Here is a 17072-nt window from a genome sequence, read left to right as displayed (position 1 = left end):
GGCTTGTCGCTTGGCTGCCCGGATTGGCAAGGGCGGCGGACCAGCCTCCCGGTGTGAGTCCGGTGCTCAGCCCGACCGCCGATCAACTCACCGCGGACGCCCTGCCGACGGTGCAGGTCGACGGGATGGTCTGGTCCCAGGCGACGATCGGCACCACCGTCTACGCCGGTGGAAGCTTCGCGAACGCGAGGCCGGCGGGTGCGGCCGCCGGTACCAATCAGACGCCGCGGGCGAACCTGCTGGCCTACGACATCACCACCGGGGCCCTGAAGACGGGCTTCGTGCCGCCGGCCCTCAACGGTCAGGTTCTGGCCGTCGCCGTCTCGCCGGACGGCAAGCGCGTCTATGCCGGCGGCGACTTCCTGGAGGTCGGCGGATCGACCGTCCGCAACGGGGTCGCAGCCTTCGATGCCACGACGGGTGCGCTGATCTCCACGTTCAGCGTCAACATCAAGTCATCCGTCCGGGCCATCGTCGCGACGAACGACACGGTCTACGTCGGGGGCAAGTTCACCTCCGCCAACGGTCAGGCCCGCACACGGTTCGCGGCCTACCAGGCGTCCAACGGCGCGTTGACCGCCTGGGCGCCGACCGCCGATTACACCGTCAACGCGATGGTGCTGTCGCCGGACGGCAGCCGGCTGATCGTCGGCGGCGCCTTCCAGTTCATCAACGGGGCCGCGGCCTACGGTCTGGCCGCGATCGATGCGACGACCGGGGAGCTGCTGCCGTACGCGGCGAATCAGAAGGTCCGCAACGCAGGGACGAATTCCGCGATCACCAGTCTGTCCACCGACGGGTCGTCGGTGTACGGGACGGGGTATCACTACGGTGCGGGGGGGAATCTGGAGGGGACTTTCGCCGCGGATCCGGTCAGTGGGGAGATCCGGTGGATCGAGGACTGTCACGGGGACACGTATTCGGTGTGGGCGACCAGCGCGGCGGTGTACACGACCAGCCACGCTCACTACTGCGGCAACATCGGCGGGTTCTTCCAGTCTGATCCGTGGTCGACCAACCAGCGCTTCGCGCTGGCGTTCTCCAAGGGCGCGACCGGAACGATCACCGCTGACCCGCACGGGTACACCAATTGGCAGGGCAATCCGAGCCCGTCGTTGATCAACTGGTTCCCCGATTTTCAGACGGGCAAGGTCAGCGGGCAGAACCAGGCCGGATGGAACATCGTCGGGTCCGGCCAGTACATCTCGGTCGGCGGGGAGTTCCCTACGGTCAACGGGGCCGGTCAGCAGGGTCTGGTGCGGTTCGCGACGAAGCCGCCGGCGCCGGGGAAGTCGGGCCCGGTCCTGACCGGATCGAAATTCGTGCCCAATCTGGTGGTCCAGGGTCCGGGCACGGTCCGGGTCGGATTCCAGGCGAACTGGGACCGCGACGATATGAACCTGACCTACAAGGTCGTCCGCAACAGCAACACCGCCGCCCCGGTCTATACGACGACGGCGACGTCGACCTACTGGGACCGGCCGTCGCTCGGATTCACCGACACCGGCCTCGCGCCGGGTGATTACCGCTACCGCCTCTACGTCCTGGACAAGGACGGCAACCAGGTCGCCGGCGACACCGCCTACGTCACCGTCCCGACCGCGCCTCCCGGCCCGACCGACTACGTCACGACGGTGCGGCAGCAGGGCGCGAGCAGTCTGTGGCGGCTCGGTGAGGCAACCGGGAGCTGGGCCTACGACTCGGCGGGGTACTCCGACGCGTCGGTCGGGACCGCGGTGACCCGGGGCGCGCCCGGGTCCCTCAACGGCGATCCGAACACGGCGAGCACCTTCACCGGCACGACCGACAGTCGGGTGTCGGCCCCCTCGCTGCAGTCCGCACCGACCACGTTTTCCACTTCGGCCTGGTTCCGGACGACCACCACGTCGGGCGGTCGGATCGTCGGCTTCGGACGGTTGCCGGCCGGCGCCTCGGTGACGACCGATCGACACGTCTACATGACCAACGACGGCAAGCTCACCTTCGGGGTCTCGTCCGGCGGCACCCGGCGGGTGCTCAGCAGCCCGAAGAGCTACAACGACGGCCAGTGGCATCAGGTCGTCTCGACCCTCGGCCCGAACGGTATGACGCTGTTCGTCGACGGTGTGCAGGTCGGCCAACGGACCGACACCACCACCGGGGCCGTCTATCCCGGTTTCTGGCGGATCGGCGGCGACAACCTCAGCGGCTGGGCGTCCCGGCCCACGAAGGACTACTTCATCGGTGACATCGACGACGTGTCGATCTACCCGACGGCCCTGAGTCCCGATGACGTCATCGCCCAATGGGTCGCTTCCGGGCGGGTCTCCCCGGTGCCTGCCGCACCGGCGGACGCCTACGGTGCTGCCGTCTATCGCGACGCGCCGACTCTCTACTGGCGTCTGGCCGAATCCAGTGGCGTCACCGCGGCCGACTCCGGCCGGCAGCTGAATTCGGGTACCTACCGAGGCGCCGTCACCCTTGGCGCCGCGGGGGCCCTCTCCGGTGTGAACAATGCGGCGGTCACCGTCGACGGGACGACCGGGGTGGTGACGTCCGACAACAAGTTCAGCAATCCCACGACGTACTCGGCCGAGGTCTGGTTCAAGACGACCACTGCGCGGGGCGGCAAGCTGATCGGGTTCGGCTCGGCCCAGCAGGGTCTGTCCGCGAGCTACGACCGGCACGTCTACATGCAGAACGACGGACGGCTGGTCTTCGGCACCTACACCGGGGTCCAGAATCTCGTGACCTCGCCCGCCAGCTACAACGACGGCCGCTGGCACCAGGTGGTCGCCACCCAGGGTGCCGGCGGGATGAAGCTGTACGTCGACGGAGCGGTGGTGGGCACCAATCCTCAGGCCGGGGCCCAGAACTACGACGGTTACTGGCGGATCGGCGGCGATCGCACCTGGGGATCGACCAGCTCCTACCTTGCCGGTTCATTGGACGAGGCCGCCGTCTACCCATCCGTGCTGTCCGCGCAGCAGGTGGCCGACCACTACGCGCTCGGCCAGTCCGGAGCCCTGCCCAACCGTCCGCCCACGGCATCCTTCACCTCTGGCAGTCAGGACCTGTCGTTGTCGGTGGATGGTTCGGGTTCGTCGGATTCGGACGGATCGGTGAAGTCTTGGGCGTGGTCGTTTGGTGATGGTGGGTCGGGTTCGGGTGCGACGGCGTCGCATACGTATGCCGGGGCGGGGACGTACACGGTGTCGTTGACGGTGACCGATGACAAGGGTTTGACGGGTGTGTCGTCGCAGCAGGTGACGGTGACGGCGCCGCCGCCGAATGCGCCGCCGGTGGCGGCGTTTGATGTGACCTCGGCGGGTTTGACGGCGACGGTGGATGGGACGGGGTCGTCGGATTCTGATGGGTCGGTCAAGTCGTATGAGTGGTCGTTCGGTGATGGTGGTTCTGATTCGGGTGCGACGGCGGTGCATACGTATGGGTCGGCTGGGTCTTATCAGGTGACGTTGAAGGTGACTGATGATGATGGTGCGTCGTCGTCGGTGTCGAAGTCGGTGACGGTGACGGCTCCGCCGCCGGTGAACAAGGCGCCGGTGGCGGCGTTCACGGAGACGGTGTCGGGTTTGGCGGCCAGTTTTGATGGTGGGTCGTCGTCTGATGCGGATGGTTCGGTGTCGGCGTGGGCGTGGGATTTCGGTGACAACTCTGCGGAGACTGGTCGGACGGCGTCGCACACGTATGGGGCGGCGGGGACGTATCAGGTGTCGTTGACGGTCACTGACAATCAGGGTGCGACGAACACGGTGACGAGGTCGGTGACGGTGTCGAATCCGGCGACGCCGACGGCGTATGTGTCCGATGCGTTCGGTCGGGCGGTGTCCGGTGGTTTGGGTTCGGCGGAGACCGGTGGTGCGTGGACTCTGAATGGGAGTGCGTCGCAGTTCTCGGTGGCCAATGGGACGGGGAATTTGCAGATCGCGAAGGCGGGTTCGGGTCCGTTGGCGTGGTTGAACTCGGTGTCGGCGTCGGATCTGCGGGGCACGGTGGATTTCACGTATGACAAGGCGAGCACGGGTGGTGGGACGTACACCAGTGTTGCGGTGCGTCGGGTGGGGACTTCGGATTACCGGTTCAAGGTGCGGATCCAGCCGTCGTCGGTGCAGATCCAGTTGGCCAAGGTGGTCAATGGGACTGAGACGGTGTTGCGGACGCAGACGGTGTCGGGGATGACGTGGGCTCCGGGTGATGTGTTGCGGTTGGGGTTCCAGGCGCAGGGTGTGGGGACCACGACGTTGTCGGCGAAGGTGTGGAAGAGCTCGGCGGCCGAGCCGGCGGGGTGGCAGTCGACGGTGACGGATGCGGAGTCGGTGTTGCAGGGTCCGGGTGCGGTGGGGTTGCAGGCGTATCTGGCGGGGACGGCGACCAATGCTCCGGTGGTGGCCTCGTTCGACAACCTCACCATCACCACCATCCCGCTTGGGTGAGCCGTTCGATCTGATGTCGCGGTGCGCTGGCCCGGTCGGAGTTGTCGACCGGGCCAGCTGCGGTTGGGTGGTCATTCGCTGCACCGACCGTGGCGAAGGAGTCCCACATGGCGTACTCGGCCGGCTGAATCTGTCCCCTCGGCGTTGCTGTGTCGCTCCGCGTTGTCTACGCTAGGCCAATCGAGTGAAGCCGCGGGGTCCGGGTTCGCTAGCCGTAGACCTGACTGTGGGGGAATCTCAATGCCCAGATCTGCTGCTCGCTCTCGCCTGAAGAGCGGATGGGCGATTGCCGCGTCGCTGATGCTGACCGTGGCATCCATTGTCGTCGTCCCTCCCGCTGTGGCGGCGGCCGCCGACCAGGGGACTGGGAAGAGTCCGGTGCTGAGCCCGACCGCCGACCAGGTGACGGCGGATGCGTTGCCGACGGTGCAGGTCGACGGGATGGTGTGGTCGCAGGCGACGATCGGTAACACGGTGTATGCGGGTGGCAAGTTCGCGAACGCGCGTCCGGCGGGTGCGGCCGCCGGCACGAACCTGACGCCGCGGGCGAATCTGCTGGCCTACGACATCACCACCGGCGCCCTGAAGACGGGCTTCGTGCCGCCGGCCCTCAACGGTCAGGTTCTGGCCGTCGCTGCGTCGCCGGACGGTCAGCGGATCTACGCGGCAGGTGAATTCACCACGGTGGGTGGTAGTTCGGCGCGAAACCGGGTGGCGGCTTTCGACGCCACGACGGGTGCGCTGATCACGACATTCAATGTGAATGTCGGATCACGGGTGAAGTCCATTGTGGCGACCAATGACACGGTGTACATCGGTGGACAGTTCACGGCGGCCAACGGTCAGCCCCGTGCCCGGCTGGCCGCGTTCCGGGCCGACAACGGTGCATTGACCACCTGGGCGCCACAGGCGGATTACACCGTCAATGCGATGGTCCTGTCGCCGGACAAGAGTCGACTCGTCCTAGGCGGTGGGTTCCAGAACATCAACGGAAGTCCAGCGTACGGATTGGCTGCGGTGGACATACGCTCGTCGGCATTGTTGCCTTTCGCGGCCAATCAGAAGGTGCGTAACGCGGGTCCCAATGCGGCGATCACCAGTTTGTCCACCGACGGGTCGTCGGTGTACGGGACGGGGTATCACTACGGTGCGGGGGGGAATCTGGAGGGGACTTTCGCCGTGGATCCGATCAGCGGTGAGATCCGGTGGATCGAGGACTGTCACGGGGACACGTATTCGGTGTGGGCGACCAGCGCGGCGGTGTACACGACCAGCCACGCTCACTACTGCGGCAACATCGGCGGGTTCTTCCAGTCGAACCCATGGTCGACCAATCAACGTTTCGCGCTCGCCTTCTCGAAGGGGGTCACCGGAACAATCGGATCGGATCCGCACGGGTACACCAATTGGCAGGGCAATCCGAGCCCGTCGTTGATCAACTGGTTCCCGGACTTCAAGACCGGGACCGTCAGCGGGCAGAACCAGGCCGGCTGGAACATCGTCGGGTCCGGCCAGTACATCTCGGTCGGTGGCGAGTTCCCGCAGGTCAACGGAACCGGTCAGCAGGGTCTGGTCCGCTTTGCCACCAAGCCGCCGGCCCCGGGGAAGTCCGGTCCGATGCTCACCGGTTCCAAGTTCACGCCAAGTCTCGTTTCGCTGACGAAAGGCACCGTTCGGGTGGCGTTCTCGGCGAACTGGGACCGCGACGACATGAACCTGACCTACAAGGTGGTCCGCAACAGCAACACCGCGGCCCCGGTCTATACGACGACGGCGACGTCGACCTACTGGGACCGGCCGTCGCTCGGGTTCACCGACACCGGTCTGGCCCCAGGTGACTACCGGTACCGAGTTTTCGCGACTGACAAGGACGGCAACCAGGTCGGCGGCGACACCGTCTCCGTCACCGTGCCGGCTGACGGGCCGGAGCTGAGTCCGTACTCGCGGGCGGTGAAGGACCAGGGAGCGAACCTGTTCTGGCGCCTGGGCGAGGCGTCCGGCACCACCGCGTACGACTGGGCCGGCTTCAACGACGGGGCCGTCGGCCCGGCGGTGACCCGGGGCGCCGCGGGTGCGATCAGTGGTGACAGCAACACCGCCAGCACCTTCGATGGCGCTACCGGAACCGTTGTCGCCGGCACGCAGACACTTCCGCCCAGCGTGTATTCCACAGAGTTGTGGTTCAAGACCGCCACCTCTCGTGGGGGCAAACTGATCGGTTTCGGTTCCGCTCAGCAAGGGCTCTCGGGCAGCTACGACCGACACGTCTACATGCAGGATGACGGGCGGCTGGTCTTCGGCACATACACCGGCGTCCAGAACAAGGTGACCTCACCCAAGGCGTACAACGACGGTCAGTGGCATCACGTCGTGGCCACCCAGGGCCCGGACGGGATGAAGCTGTACGTGGACGGCGCCATCGCCGGGACGAACAAGCAGACGGCTGCCCAGAACTACACCGGCTACTGGCGGATCGGTGGCGACAAGACCTGGGGGTCGACCAGCTCGTACTTCGCCGGGGCACTGGACGAGGCCGCTGTCTACCCGGTGGTCCTGACGGCGGACCAGGTGAAGGAGCACTACGCCCTGGGTTCCGGAACCGGCCCCGCCAATATCGTGCCCTCAGCCGATTTCGCGATGGCCCTGAGCTATATGGACGTCGCGGTGAACGGGTCCGGATCCACCGATCCGGACGGTTCGATCGCCACCTATCGGTGGGATTTCGGCGACGGGAGCTCAGGCAGTGGGCAGAGCGCTCGGCACTCGTACGACACCCCGGGGGATTACACGGTCACGCTGACGGTGACCGACAACCGTGGAGGAACGGCGTCGACCAGTCGTACCGTCGGTGCCGCTGCGGCACCCTGACCGGCGCGGTGGTCGACGACCCAGCCTCGGCGCGACGGCGCCCGAACCGGACCGACCGTCTCGGCTCCGAGATCCTGTAGTGAATGGAATGACATGTCGCACATCAGCCAGCAGAAGGCGGAGCCACACGTGAACACTTCGGACCGGCCTGGGGAAGACACCGCGCTCTCCGTGGTCGTCGCCCTGGTCACCTACCGGCGTCTGGAGGAATTGCGGGCGACCCTGCCCCTGATCCTGGTCCAGATCGAGACCGTCTCCGACGCCTGCCGCGTGCTGGTGGTCGACAACGACCCGGAGGGCGCCGCCCGCCCCGTCGTCGACTTGATCGGCGACCCTCGCATCTCGTACTCGATCGAGCCACAGGCGGGAATCGCCGCGGCGCGCAACCATGCTCTCGACCAGGCTCCCGACGATGATCTCCTCATCTTCATCGACGACGACGAGACCCCCAGCGAGAACTGGTTGCGAGACCTCCTGGCCACCTACCGGGCCCATCGTCCAGCGGCGGTGGTCGGGCCGGTGATCTCCGACTTCATCGGCTCATTGGATCCATGGATCGCCGCGGGGGGGTTTTTCGAGCGGCGCCGTATGCCGACCGGGACTCGGATCGAGACCGCGGCGACCAACAACCTGCTCCTGGACCTGGCGAAGATCCGCGACGCAGGCCTCCGATTCGACTCGGCGTTCGGTCTCAGCGGCGGATCGGACACTCTGTTCACTCGTCAGCTGACAGGGGCGGGTCTGCCCATGGTGTGGTGCGACGAGGCGATCGTGGTGGATCACGTGCCCGCCGCTCGCACCACCCGTCAGTGGGTGACGAAGCGGGCGATGCGCTACGGCAACTCGTGGAGCCGAACCTCGATCGTGCTCGCCGAGCCCGGTGCGCGGCGAGTTCTGGTGCGGGCCGAGATGGCAGGCCGCGGCGCGATCCGGGTGGCCGGCGGAGCCGTGCGGATGGCGGTGGGCACGGTCACCCGGTCCCAGCGGCATCACGCTCGGGGCCGCCGCACCATGATGAAGGGCGTGGGCTACGTGCGGGGCGCGATCGGCAGCACGTACACCGAGTACGCACGACCGACCGCGCCCGCTACGACCGGCTGAAGAAGCGGGCCGGCGCCCGGTCAACCGGCGGCCAGCCGACCGAGTACGTCGTCGGTGTAGGTCGCCCTGATCTGGCGGTCGTTGCCGGACAGGCCGACGTTGTCGGCCTGCAGCTTCGACACCTGTGACCCCCGCAGTACGGGGAAGTGACGTGACCCGCTTCTGATCTGCCGGACCGGGATTCCGTCGGCGACGGCGACGAAGTGCAGCCAGATGTCGTCGGCCCGGGGACAGACGTCGGCGAAGGCGGTACCCCGCTCCCGCAGCCGGCGGAGCATGGCCGGCGGGTACCAGACCCCGGAGAGCCCGGTGCCGAAGGTGCGCACCTCGGGCCGGTCGGAGCGGCAGGCGGTCCACCGGGAGTAGGGCAGCAATGCGCCATCGGGGTCGACCTCGACGTGGTGGGCCCGGTGCGCGTTGACAGCATCCGGCCGATCAGCCGCCGCCCTCACCAATCGGGCGAGCCACCCCGCGGGATAGACCAGGTCGTCGTCCGCCGTCACCAACGGACTGGCGCCGTCCCACCGGTCGCGGACGAACGGGAAGTACTTGGTGTGCGGTCCGAGGTTCTCGACCTGGACCACCGTCAGGCCGCGTCGCTGCAGCCGGCGTAGCTCGGGCGCCAGATCAGCGATCTCCGCCGCCGAATTGAGCCAGAGGACGATCTCCCGCGGCCGGGTCCTCCCCAGTCCGATGGATTCGATGGTGGCGAATGCCCCCGTGACGCGGGACCCGTGGGACGTGAGCGAGATCGGTGGACCGTCGCCCAGGATGCTGCGCCGGTTCCAGCGATTGGACATCCGCAACAACGGTTGGGCGACGCGCCCGGTGATGCGACGTCCGTGCCAGTTCAACGTTCGGGACCAGCGCCTCGACGGTTCGGTGAAGGGGAAGCCCGTCAGCTGGTCGACCCGATCGACCAGCCGCAGCAGCGCGGCGGCCGGCCAACCGGCCACGTCGTACATGCGGGAGCCGAGCCTGCGAGGATTCAACGCCGCACACCTTTCAACATTCGCCGCGCGAAACGGACCGTGGTGTGGAAATCGTCTCGACGGAATCCGTAGAACTGCCAGGGCGACACACCGAAGATCTTCCACAGGAAGAAGATGTTGCTGTTGGCCGCGATGAAGCTGCCGATCAGCGTTGCCCAGGCCGCGCCCATGGCCCCGAGCGACGGGACCATGACGACGAGCAGGCCGATGTTGATGATGCAGGCGACGACCAGCGAGGTGCTCCGCAGCCCAGGACGGCCCCGGGCGGCGAGGCCCGCCCCGGCGATGGACCCTGGGGCGCCCTGCACCGTCGCGATCACCAGGATGATCGCGACCGGGACGGCCGGTGAGAACTCCGGGCCGAAGAGCAGCGGCAGCCACCACGCGATCGGCACCAGAATGGCCACCGCCAGCACCAGGCAGGCGGTGCTGGAGATCCGAGCCGACTGGGCCAGGCGCCGGTCGGTCGCGTGGGCGGCGTCGGCGGAGAACGTCACGTCCCGGACCGCGGCGTTGATGATGAGCGGGATGTCGGCGATCGTCGCGGCCACCACGTAGAGGCCCAGCTCATAGGAACCGGCGAGCGGGGTCATCAGCGTCTGGTCGAGGCGGGACAGGAGGATGCCGGAGATGGCTCCCACCCACACCCTCATGCCGTAGCTCAGGATGGTGCGGGCGTCGGTCCGCACATCCTCGTCGTCGTGCATGTCCTCCGGCGAGACCCGCAGGGCCCGCACGTAGGCCAGCGCACCGATGAGCGGTCCGACGGAGATCACCAGGGTGGCGGTCAGGGGGTTGAGCAGACCGGTCAGGGCCAGGGGGACCAGGAGGACCACCCGCGACACCGCGGACAGGAAGCGTTCGCGGGTGACGACACGCCAACGGTGCAGACCGGATGCCGCTCCGCGGAGCACGGCGACGGCCAGGCTGGGGACGACCGCGAGGGATGCGATGACGATCAGCCGGGATACCGAGTTCTGCTGCCCGGACAGCCAGTCGGCCGCGAGGATCACGGCACCGGTAGCGGCCAGACCCGCGACGACGATCAGGATGAGCCCCATCCGGGTGACCCGGGCGGTGCTGGCCGGTGACCGGGCGATGACGTAGGTCACCGCCTGGGGGATGCCGAAGGTCGCCGCCGTCAGCACCAGGAGGAGCGGCGCCGTGGCCGCCGCCACCTCGCCGCGCCCGGTGACGCCCAGTGCGTGAGCCAGCACCGGGGCTGTGACGAGCATTGCGAGCGGGGGAAAGAAATTGCCGATCAAAGTGGCCAGCATGTTGCCGGCGACGTCGCCGCTGCGGTCCTTTCGGACCGGGCCGAGATGGGCCGGGGACGTCGAACCCGACACCGGCCCCTGATCGAGATCTGTCTGCTCGAGTTCCTCGATCTCCCGCTCGATCTCGGCCGGCTCCATGGCCGCAGCCGGCCGCGAGTGCGCGTCCGACCGCTCCCCGTCGCCCGATGGCCGTCCGGTACCCGGTGCATCCCTCATCTCGTGGCTGCCCCGCCGGGCGCGGGGAGGCCGCGAAGACTGGGAACCGTGGTGCGCCCCGAAGAGCGGGCGGACGGATCGCAAGGATCAAGCACTGAAGGGACCTTCTGGGGAATGGGAAGCCGAATGGATCAACCTGCCTGAGTATCATCGCCGAACGGGACTCCGCTGAGGTTCAGCTCCTCCTATCGGGGTGAAGGGGACGACCGGAGCCGGGGTGGGCCGGTTCGGGGCAGAAGTGGCCGGTCCGGTGCCGATCGGGCGTACGTGGTACCGAGGGGGACGCATGCCGAACGACACTGCCGCCGAGCTCAAGGCGCACTCCGGCGCGCTGGACATGCGGGCGTACGGCAGGGCCATCCGCAAGTCGTGGTGGCTGGTGCTGCTCCTCGCTGTTCTGGGCCTGGGCGCGGGGGTGCTGATCACCGCCAAGGCCACCCCGCAGTACCAGAGTTCGATCACCTGGTTCGCGTCCACCCCGACGAACGGGGACGGAACACCCCTGCAGGCCGACCAGTACGCCCAGCGCCGGGTGAACTCCTACGTCGGGTTGTTGACCAGTGAGAAGCTGTCCGACCTGGTGGTCGAGAAAAATCCCGCGCTGACCCGGGACCAGGTCCAGTCGTCGATCACGGCCTCCGCCGATCTGAACACCGTTCTGCTGTCGGCCACCGTGACCGCATCGTCGCCCGCGACCTCCCTGGCCATCGCCACCGGCGTCGCCGACACCTTCGGCACCATGGTCCAGCAGCTCGAGAACCGGGGAACCGACAATCCCACCGTCGTTCTCAACGTCGTGTCCGGGCCCACCTTGAACCCGGTGCCGGTCTCCCCGAAGAAGACGTTGAACTATGCCCTCGGACTCGTGGTGGGCCTGGCCGCCGGCCTGGCACTCGCCATTCTGCGCACGATCCTGGACACCACGGTGCGTTCTCCGCAGGCCCTCCGCGAGCTGACCGGGGCACCCGTTCTGGCCACGATCGCCAGCGACCGGGGTGCTCGGCGCTCACCGCTCATCGTGGATCGGTCTGCCCAATCGGGCCGGGCCGAAGCCTTTCGGCAACTGCGGACGAATCTGCAGTTCGTGGATCTGCAGGAACCCGTCCGAACGCTCGTCGTGACGTCGTCCCTGCCCGATGAGGGCAAGTCCTCCACGGCGGCCAATCTGGCCGTCGCCTTTGCCGAATCGGGCCGGCGCACCCTGCTGGTCGAGGCGGACCTCCGGCGACCGAAGGTGGCCGATTACCTCGAGCTGGAGCGGGCCGTCGGACTGACCGATGTCCTGTTGGGTGGGGTCGACATCAACGACGCGCTCCAGCCGTGGGGCAACCTGCCGTTGACCCTCCTGGCCAGCGGCACCATCCCGCCCAACCCCTCGGAGTTGCTGGGGAGCCCGGTGATGGCCGAACTGATGGCGTCACTGTCCACATCCTTCGAGATGGTCGTCATCGACACGCCACCCCTGGTCCCGGTGACCGACGCCGCCATCGCGGCCACTCTCGCCGATGGCGCGATCCTGATCGTCCGTTACGGGAGGACCTCCCGCGCCGACATCGCCGCGGCGGTGCGGTCGCTGGACGCCGTCGGCGCCCGCAATCTCGGGTCGGTGTTGACCATGGTCCCGCCGGGCGGGGGAGCCTCCTATGGAGCGGCGCGGTACAACACGTACGGGGCCGAATCGCCGACCCGCTCGAAGCGCCTCCGTCTGAACCGCAAGGGCAAGAGGGTCGAGGAGTCGAACGCAGAGCGACACGCCCCCCTGCCATCGTCGTTCGATCGCTCGTCCCCGCCGTCGGCCGACCGGCCCCGGGGTCGCCGGGCGGCGCCCTCGGATGACGGCGAGATCTGACGCGGGCAGTCGGATGACGGCGCGCAACCGGCCAGCTACTGCCATATGACGTCAGATCGAGCGAGCATCACGGGACGCCACGCTTCGTGATGAGACCGGGGCTTTCTTAAGCCCGACCGGGTGACGCTGCTCCATTTGGGGCGTCCACTCGATTACTCTCAATCAGAAGGTAGCGCTCGGGTGTCCAATGGGGGGCCGAAGGGTGACTGCAACACTTACCCCTTTTGATTGGAGTCACTGTGCGCATCGGCTATGCCCCTGGCGCTTATGACCTGTTCCATATCGGTCACCTCAACATCCTGCGGCACGCCAAAAGCCGGTGTGACTTCCTGATCGCCGGCGTCGTCTCCGACGAGATGCTGGAGCTGACCAAGGGGGCGCGGCCGTTCATCCCGCTCGCCGAGCGGCTGGAGATCGTGTCGCACATCGACGTCGTGGACCGCGCGGTGGCCGAGGTGGTTCCGGACAAGGTCGACACCTGGCGGGAACTGCGGTTCGACGTGCTCTTCAAGGGTGACGACTGGCGGGGGACTCCCAAGGGGATCCGGCTCGAGCAGGATTTCGCCGAGCACGGCGTCGAGATCGAGTACTTCCCGTACACCATCCACACGTCGAGCACCCAGCTGCGGCGGGCGCTGACCGCCGCGACCGAGGGTCGTTCGGCCGCTGTCTGACCGCCGGTCGGCCACCGGCCGATCCTTGCCGAGCCGTGACCAGGCTCGATCCGGTACCGCCCGACGGTAGTCACCGGCTGTTCATCCGTTGTGCTCCGATTGCCCCGACCGAGGACCTCTCGTCCTCGTTCGGGGCTTTTTCGGTTACGCTCCTGGCTGGCCCCCACCGATCAGCAACGCTGAGCGTCCCGAGCATCCATCCCGGCTGGGTTCGCATCCGCCCTGACCCATCCGAGTACCACGTTTCTGCGTGACCAGAGCCACATTGACCCTCCGTGTCTGCTGGTCCACCGCGGGAACAGGCGACTCAATCGACACTGGGTCATCGTGTTTCGCTCATGACGAGCCCCAGAGAGTGAACAGCCACTCGAAAAGGGGAATACGCCATCAGGGTCTTCGCTCTGAGTGAGGTCAGACGGTAGATTCGGGTGGTCGGCGAGGATCACTCTTCTGCCGATCGCGAGGGGAGAGTTTCCCGCTCTGGTGTGACGCACAACAGCACTGCGTCACCAGGCCGCGCGTGAGACTGCGAGCAGAATTCGAGGGTGAGATGGCACTGACGACGGACGGAATCGGCTTTCGGGGGCGGAGGGCGCGGCATGCGGCCACCCCGATGGTGGGATCCGGCGCAGCCACTCCCTCGAGTGCTCAGCCCGGCGACGCCACCGCCCGCGGCGGTCGCCGTCGCTGGGGCGCCCGGTACGCCAGCCGACTGCTGTTGACCGACCTCGCTGCGCTGATCCTGGCCGGCATCGTCGTCCACACCGAGCCGCTGCCGACCATCGGCGCCGGCGAGACGCTCGTGGCCACCGGTCTCCCGTACGCCGCCACCACGGTGGTCCTGGCCGTCGTGTGGTTGCTGGCCCTGAACGTCTTCGGTTCCCGGGACCCGCGCTTCTGCGGTTACGGCGCCGCCGAGTACAAGCGGATCATCAACGCCACCTTCGCCGTCTTCGGTTTCGCGGCGATCATGTCGTACCTGTTCAAGCTGGAACTGTCCCGCGGCTACCTGCTCGTCATGCTGCCCGTGGGTCTGGCCGCCCTGCTGGTGAGTCGCTACGTCTGGCGCCGGTGGCTGCACCGGGTCCGGGACGCCGGCGAGTACCAGTCCAAGGTGCTGGCCGTCGGCAACCTCGCGACGGTGACCGAACTGGTCCAGGAACTCAAGCGGACCCCGCGGGCCGGCTACCAGGTGATCGGCGTCTGCCTGCACCAGTCCCGGCGAGCGGTCGACGCCGACGGGGGTCCCGTCCTGGCCGTCGACGGTGTGCCGGTCGTCGGCGACTTCGACGACATCGTCGACGTCGTTCGGAGCACCGGCGCCGATTCAGTCGCGGTGACGTCCAGCGCCGCGTTCGGCCCCACGTCCGTCCGCAAGCTGTCCTGGGCCCTGGAGGACACCGACGCCGAGCTGATCCTGGCGCCGGCCCTGACCAACATCGCCGGCCCGCGCATCCACACCCAGCCGGTGGACGGTCTGCCCCTGATCCACGTCGACCGCCCGACGTACCACGGCGCGAACCGCCTGCTGAAGAAGGCGTTCGACGTCGTCGGGGCCAGCCTGCTCATCACCCTGTTCTCCCCGATCCTGATCGGGGTGGCAGTGGCCATCAAGCTGACCAGCCGCGGCCCGGTCTTCTTCCGTCAGGAGCGGGTCGGGATCAACGGCGAGATCTTCCGGATGATCAAGTTCCGGTCGATGGTCACCGACGCGGAGAGCCAGCTGCAGGCCCTGCGGGTCGAGCAGCAGGACGCCGGCAACAACGTCCTGTTCAAGATGAAGAACGACCCCCGGGTCACTTCGGTCGGCCGCATCATCCGGCGCTACTCGATCGACGAGCTGCCGCAGCTGTTCAACGTCGTCAAGGGCGACATGAGCCTCGTCGGCCCCCGGCCGCCGCTCAAGGCCGAGGTCGATCTCTACGAGGACGAGGCGCGGTTGCGCCTGCTGGTCAAGCCGGGCATGACCGGCCTGTGGCAGGTCTCCGGCCGGTCCAACCTCAGCTGGGACGACTCGGTCCGTCTCGACGTCTTCTACGTCGAGAACTGGTCCATCACCGGCGACCTGGTCATCATGTTCAAGACCGTCAAGGCGGTCATGACCGGCTCCGGGGCGTTCTAGCCGTCCCAGCTCTCAGCGCAGGCCCCCCCGACGACGGCCCGACCCTTGCGGTCGGGCCGTCGTCGTCTCCGCGTCCGCTGTGCCGCGGGGTGCGTCCGTCCTGGGGTTCAGGCGCCGACGATGACCAGGGTCTCCCACAACCCCGCGGCCGACCGGTTCGCCTGTAGCGGCTGACTGCCGGCCCCGTCGGCGCAGACGAACAGACCGTTGGCCCGGGACCGTAGGGCGTCCCCGCCCCCGGTCGGGACGAGATCAAAGGTCTCCCATGTGCCGACCGCGTCCCGGTTGGCGATCAACGGCAGCGAGCCGGCGCCGTCGGCGCAGACGAACCGGCCGTTGGCCCGGGCTCGCAGAGCACTCCCGCCATCGGCGAGTGAGACCAGGTCGAAGGTCTCCCAGAGCCCCACTCCGTCCCGATTCGCGATGAGGGAGCGCGTGCCGGCCGCCTCGGCCGTCACGAACCGAGCGTTGACCCGTGCTTGCAGAGCCACGGCCCGGCTCGACTCGGCCCCGTCACTGGAGCGGGAGAAGGTCATCCCGTCGACGGTCGTGGCGTACTCGGGCCAGGTCTGGCCGTTGGCGGGGGCCGTGAACCGGGTCGCGATGGTGCCGGCGTCCGGGTCGATGGTCAGGAGCTGGACGGGGTTGGTGCTGTTGGAATGGAAGGTGCCGAGGAACGAGGCGAAGCGGGAACCGTCGGTGTGGGTGTCGATGCGGTGCCCGGCCAGGCCCACGTGCCCGGACAGCACGATCTTGACATTGGCGCGGGGGCGGAGGAGCTGGTCGAGGAGCTGTTGAGGGCTGGTGTCGCCGTAGTCGGCGCGGCCGTAGACGGTGCCGTCGCCGTTCAGGTGGCTGTGGGTGGACAGGATGACGTTGTGGCGGGGATGGGCCGCCAGCACCGCGTCGGCCCAGGCCACCGCCGCGGCGCGCGGCCAGAGTTCCAGGCTCAGCAGCATCCACTGCGCGCCGCCGGCGGTGAAGGTGGAGTAGGCGTTGTCGATCTTCCCGTTCTCGAACGTCCCGCTCAGGGAGCGCATCCGGGAGGTCGGGAAGTAGTCGTTGAAGGTGGTGGTGTCGCGGACCAGGGCGCGCGTACGGCGGGGGTCCGCGGCGCTGCCGCCGACCCCGACCGCGGCGGTGTCGTGGTTGCCGATGCTGGGCAGCCAACCGATGCCGGCCCGGTCGAGGTTCTCGAACGCCTGGCTGGCGACGGCGTACTGGGAGTGGTCGGGGGTGTCCCAGTTCACGACGTCCCCGGTGTGGGCGACGAAGGCCAGGCCGAGGGCCGAGCGGTTGTCGGCCAGCCACCGGGTGCGCTGGCCGAAGCGGCGGTCCGATCCGAAGACCTCCTGCTGGGTGTCCGGGATGACCGCGACGGTGAACGACGAACCCGCGGCCAGCGCCGACCGTGGACCCGCGAGAGAGGCCACCGTCAGCCCGGCGGTGGCCGAGGCGACGGACAGGAAACGACGGCGAGAGAGGGGCATCGGCCTGCCTTACTACGAGTCACGTATTGATGACGCTATGCGCATGAGTA

General features: G+C 67.8%; 9 protein-coding genes. 6 read left to right on the top strand and 3 right to left on the bottom strand.

Annotated elements, in window-relative coordinates; all coding sequences use genetic code 11:
• The first annotated feature begins 53 nt into the window (after positions 1 to 53).
• From FDO65_RS23055 to FDO65_RS09155, 3 genes are all read left to right on the top strand, one after another.
• Positions 54 to 4433: a PKD domain-containing protein gene (locus tag FDO65_RS23055; RefSeq protein WP_276606842.1), complete on the top strand. Its 4380-nt coding sequence runs from the start codon at positions 54 to 56 to the stop codon at positions 4431 to 4433.
• 144 nt (positions 4434 to 4577) lie between these two features.
• A complete protein-coding gene (locus FDO65_RS09160) occupies positions 4578 to 7301 on the top strand; it encodes a LamG-like jellyroll fold domain-containing protein (RefSeq protein WP_137449005.1) in 2724 nt (907 codons plus the stop codon).
• Between the two features lie 129 nt (positions 7302 to 7430).
• The gene (locus FDO65_RS09155; RefSeq protein WP_240757511.1) at positions 7431 to 8402 is read left to right on the top strand and encodes a glycosyltransferase family 2 protein; all 972 of its coding nucleotides are present in this window, start codon (positions 7431 to 7433) and stop codon (positions 8400 to 8402) included.
• 20 nt (positions 8403 to 8422) lie between these two features.
• Here the strand turns inward: FDO65_RS09155 and FDO65_RS09150 are convergent, their stop codons facing one another.
• The gene (locus tag FDO65_RS09150) at positions 8423 to 9394 is read right to left on the bottom strand and encodes a hypothetical protein (RefSeq protein ID WP_137449003.1); all 972 of its coding nucleotides are present in this window, start codon (positions 9392 to 9394) and stop codon (positions 8423 to 8425) included.
• Positions 9391 to 10809 (bottom strand): flippase, encoded by a 1419-nt coding sequence (locus FDO65_RS09145; RefSeq protein ID WP_166442103.1) that lies wholly within the window; start codon positions 10807 to 10809, stop codon positions 9391 to 9393. Before FDO65_RS09145 ends, FDO65_RS09150 begins: the two co-directional genes overlap by 4 nt.
• A gap of 364 nt (positions 10810 to 11173) precedes the next feature.
• On the opposite strand from FDO65_RS09145, the gene FDO65_RS09140 reads away from it, so the two are divergent.
• The 3 genes from FDO65_RS09140 to FDO65_RS09130 all read left to right on the top strand — a co-directional run bounded on the left by FDO65_RS09140 (position 11174) and on the right by FDO65_RS09130 (position 15532).
• A complete protein-coding gene (locus tag FDO65_RS09140; RefSeq protein WP_137449001.1) occupies positions 11174 to 12736 on the top strand; it encodes a tyrosine-protein kinase domain-containing protein in 1563 nt (520 codons plus the stop codon).
• A gap of 239 nt (positions 12737 to 12975) precedes the next feature.
• Positions 12976 to 13410, top strand: coding sequence for an FAD synthase family protein (locus FDO65_RS09135; RefSeq protein ID WP_205849864.1), 435 nt, complete (start codon positions 12976 to 12978; stop codon positions 13408 to 13410).
• A 613-nt stretch (positions 13411 to 14023) separates the two neighbouring features.
• Positions 14024 to 15532 (top strand): sugar transferase, encoded by a 1509-nt coding sequence (locus FDO65_RS09130; protein ID WP_240757510.1) that lies wholly within the window; start codon positions 14024 to 14026, stop codon positions 15530 to 15532.
• A 107-nt stretch (positions 15533 to 15639) separates the two neighbouring features.
• Here the strand turns inward: FDO65_RS09130 and FDO65_RS09125 are convergent, their stop codons facing one another.
• Positions 15640 to 17022 carry a metallophosphoesterase gene (locus FDO65_RS09125; RefSeq protein ID WP_137448999.1) on the bottom strand — a complete coding sequence of 461 codons (1383 nt, stop codon included), beginning with the start codon at positions 17020 to 17022 and terminating at the stop codon, positions 15640 to 15642.
• Positions 17023 to 17072: the final 50 nt, after the last annotated feature.

Origin of the sequence: Nakamurella flava (assembly GCF_005298075.1) — a bacterium.
Lineage (GTDB): Bacteria > Actinomycetota > Actinomycetes > Mycobacteriales > Nakamurellaceae > Nakamurella > Nakamurella flava.
This window is presented reverse-complemented; position numbering and strand designations above follow the sequence as displayed.

What these genes read in the sequence shown, in the direction of transcription:
- FDO65_RS09145 (WP_166442103.1), bottom strand. Translation starts at nt 10,809, where the DNA reads ATGGAGCCGGCCGAGATCGAGCGGGAGATCGAGGAACTCGAGCAGACA.
- FDO65_RS09125 (WP_137448999.1), bottom strand. Translation starts at nt 17,022, where the DNA reads ATGCCCCTCTCTCGCCGTCGTTTCCTGTCCGTCGCCTCGGCCACCGCC.
- FDO65_RS09130 (WP_240757510.1), top strand. Translation starts at nt 14,024, where the DNA reads ATGGTGGGATCCGGCGCAGCCACTCCCTCGAGTGCTCAGCCCGGCGAC.
- FDO65_RS09140 (WP_137449001.1), top strand. Translation starts at nt 11,174, where the DNA reads ATGCCGAACGACACTGCCGCCGAGCTCAAGGCGCACTCCGGCGCGCTG.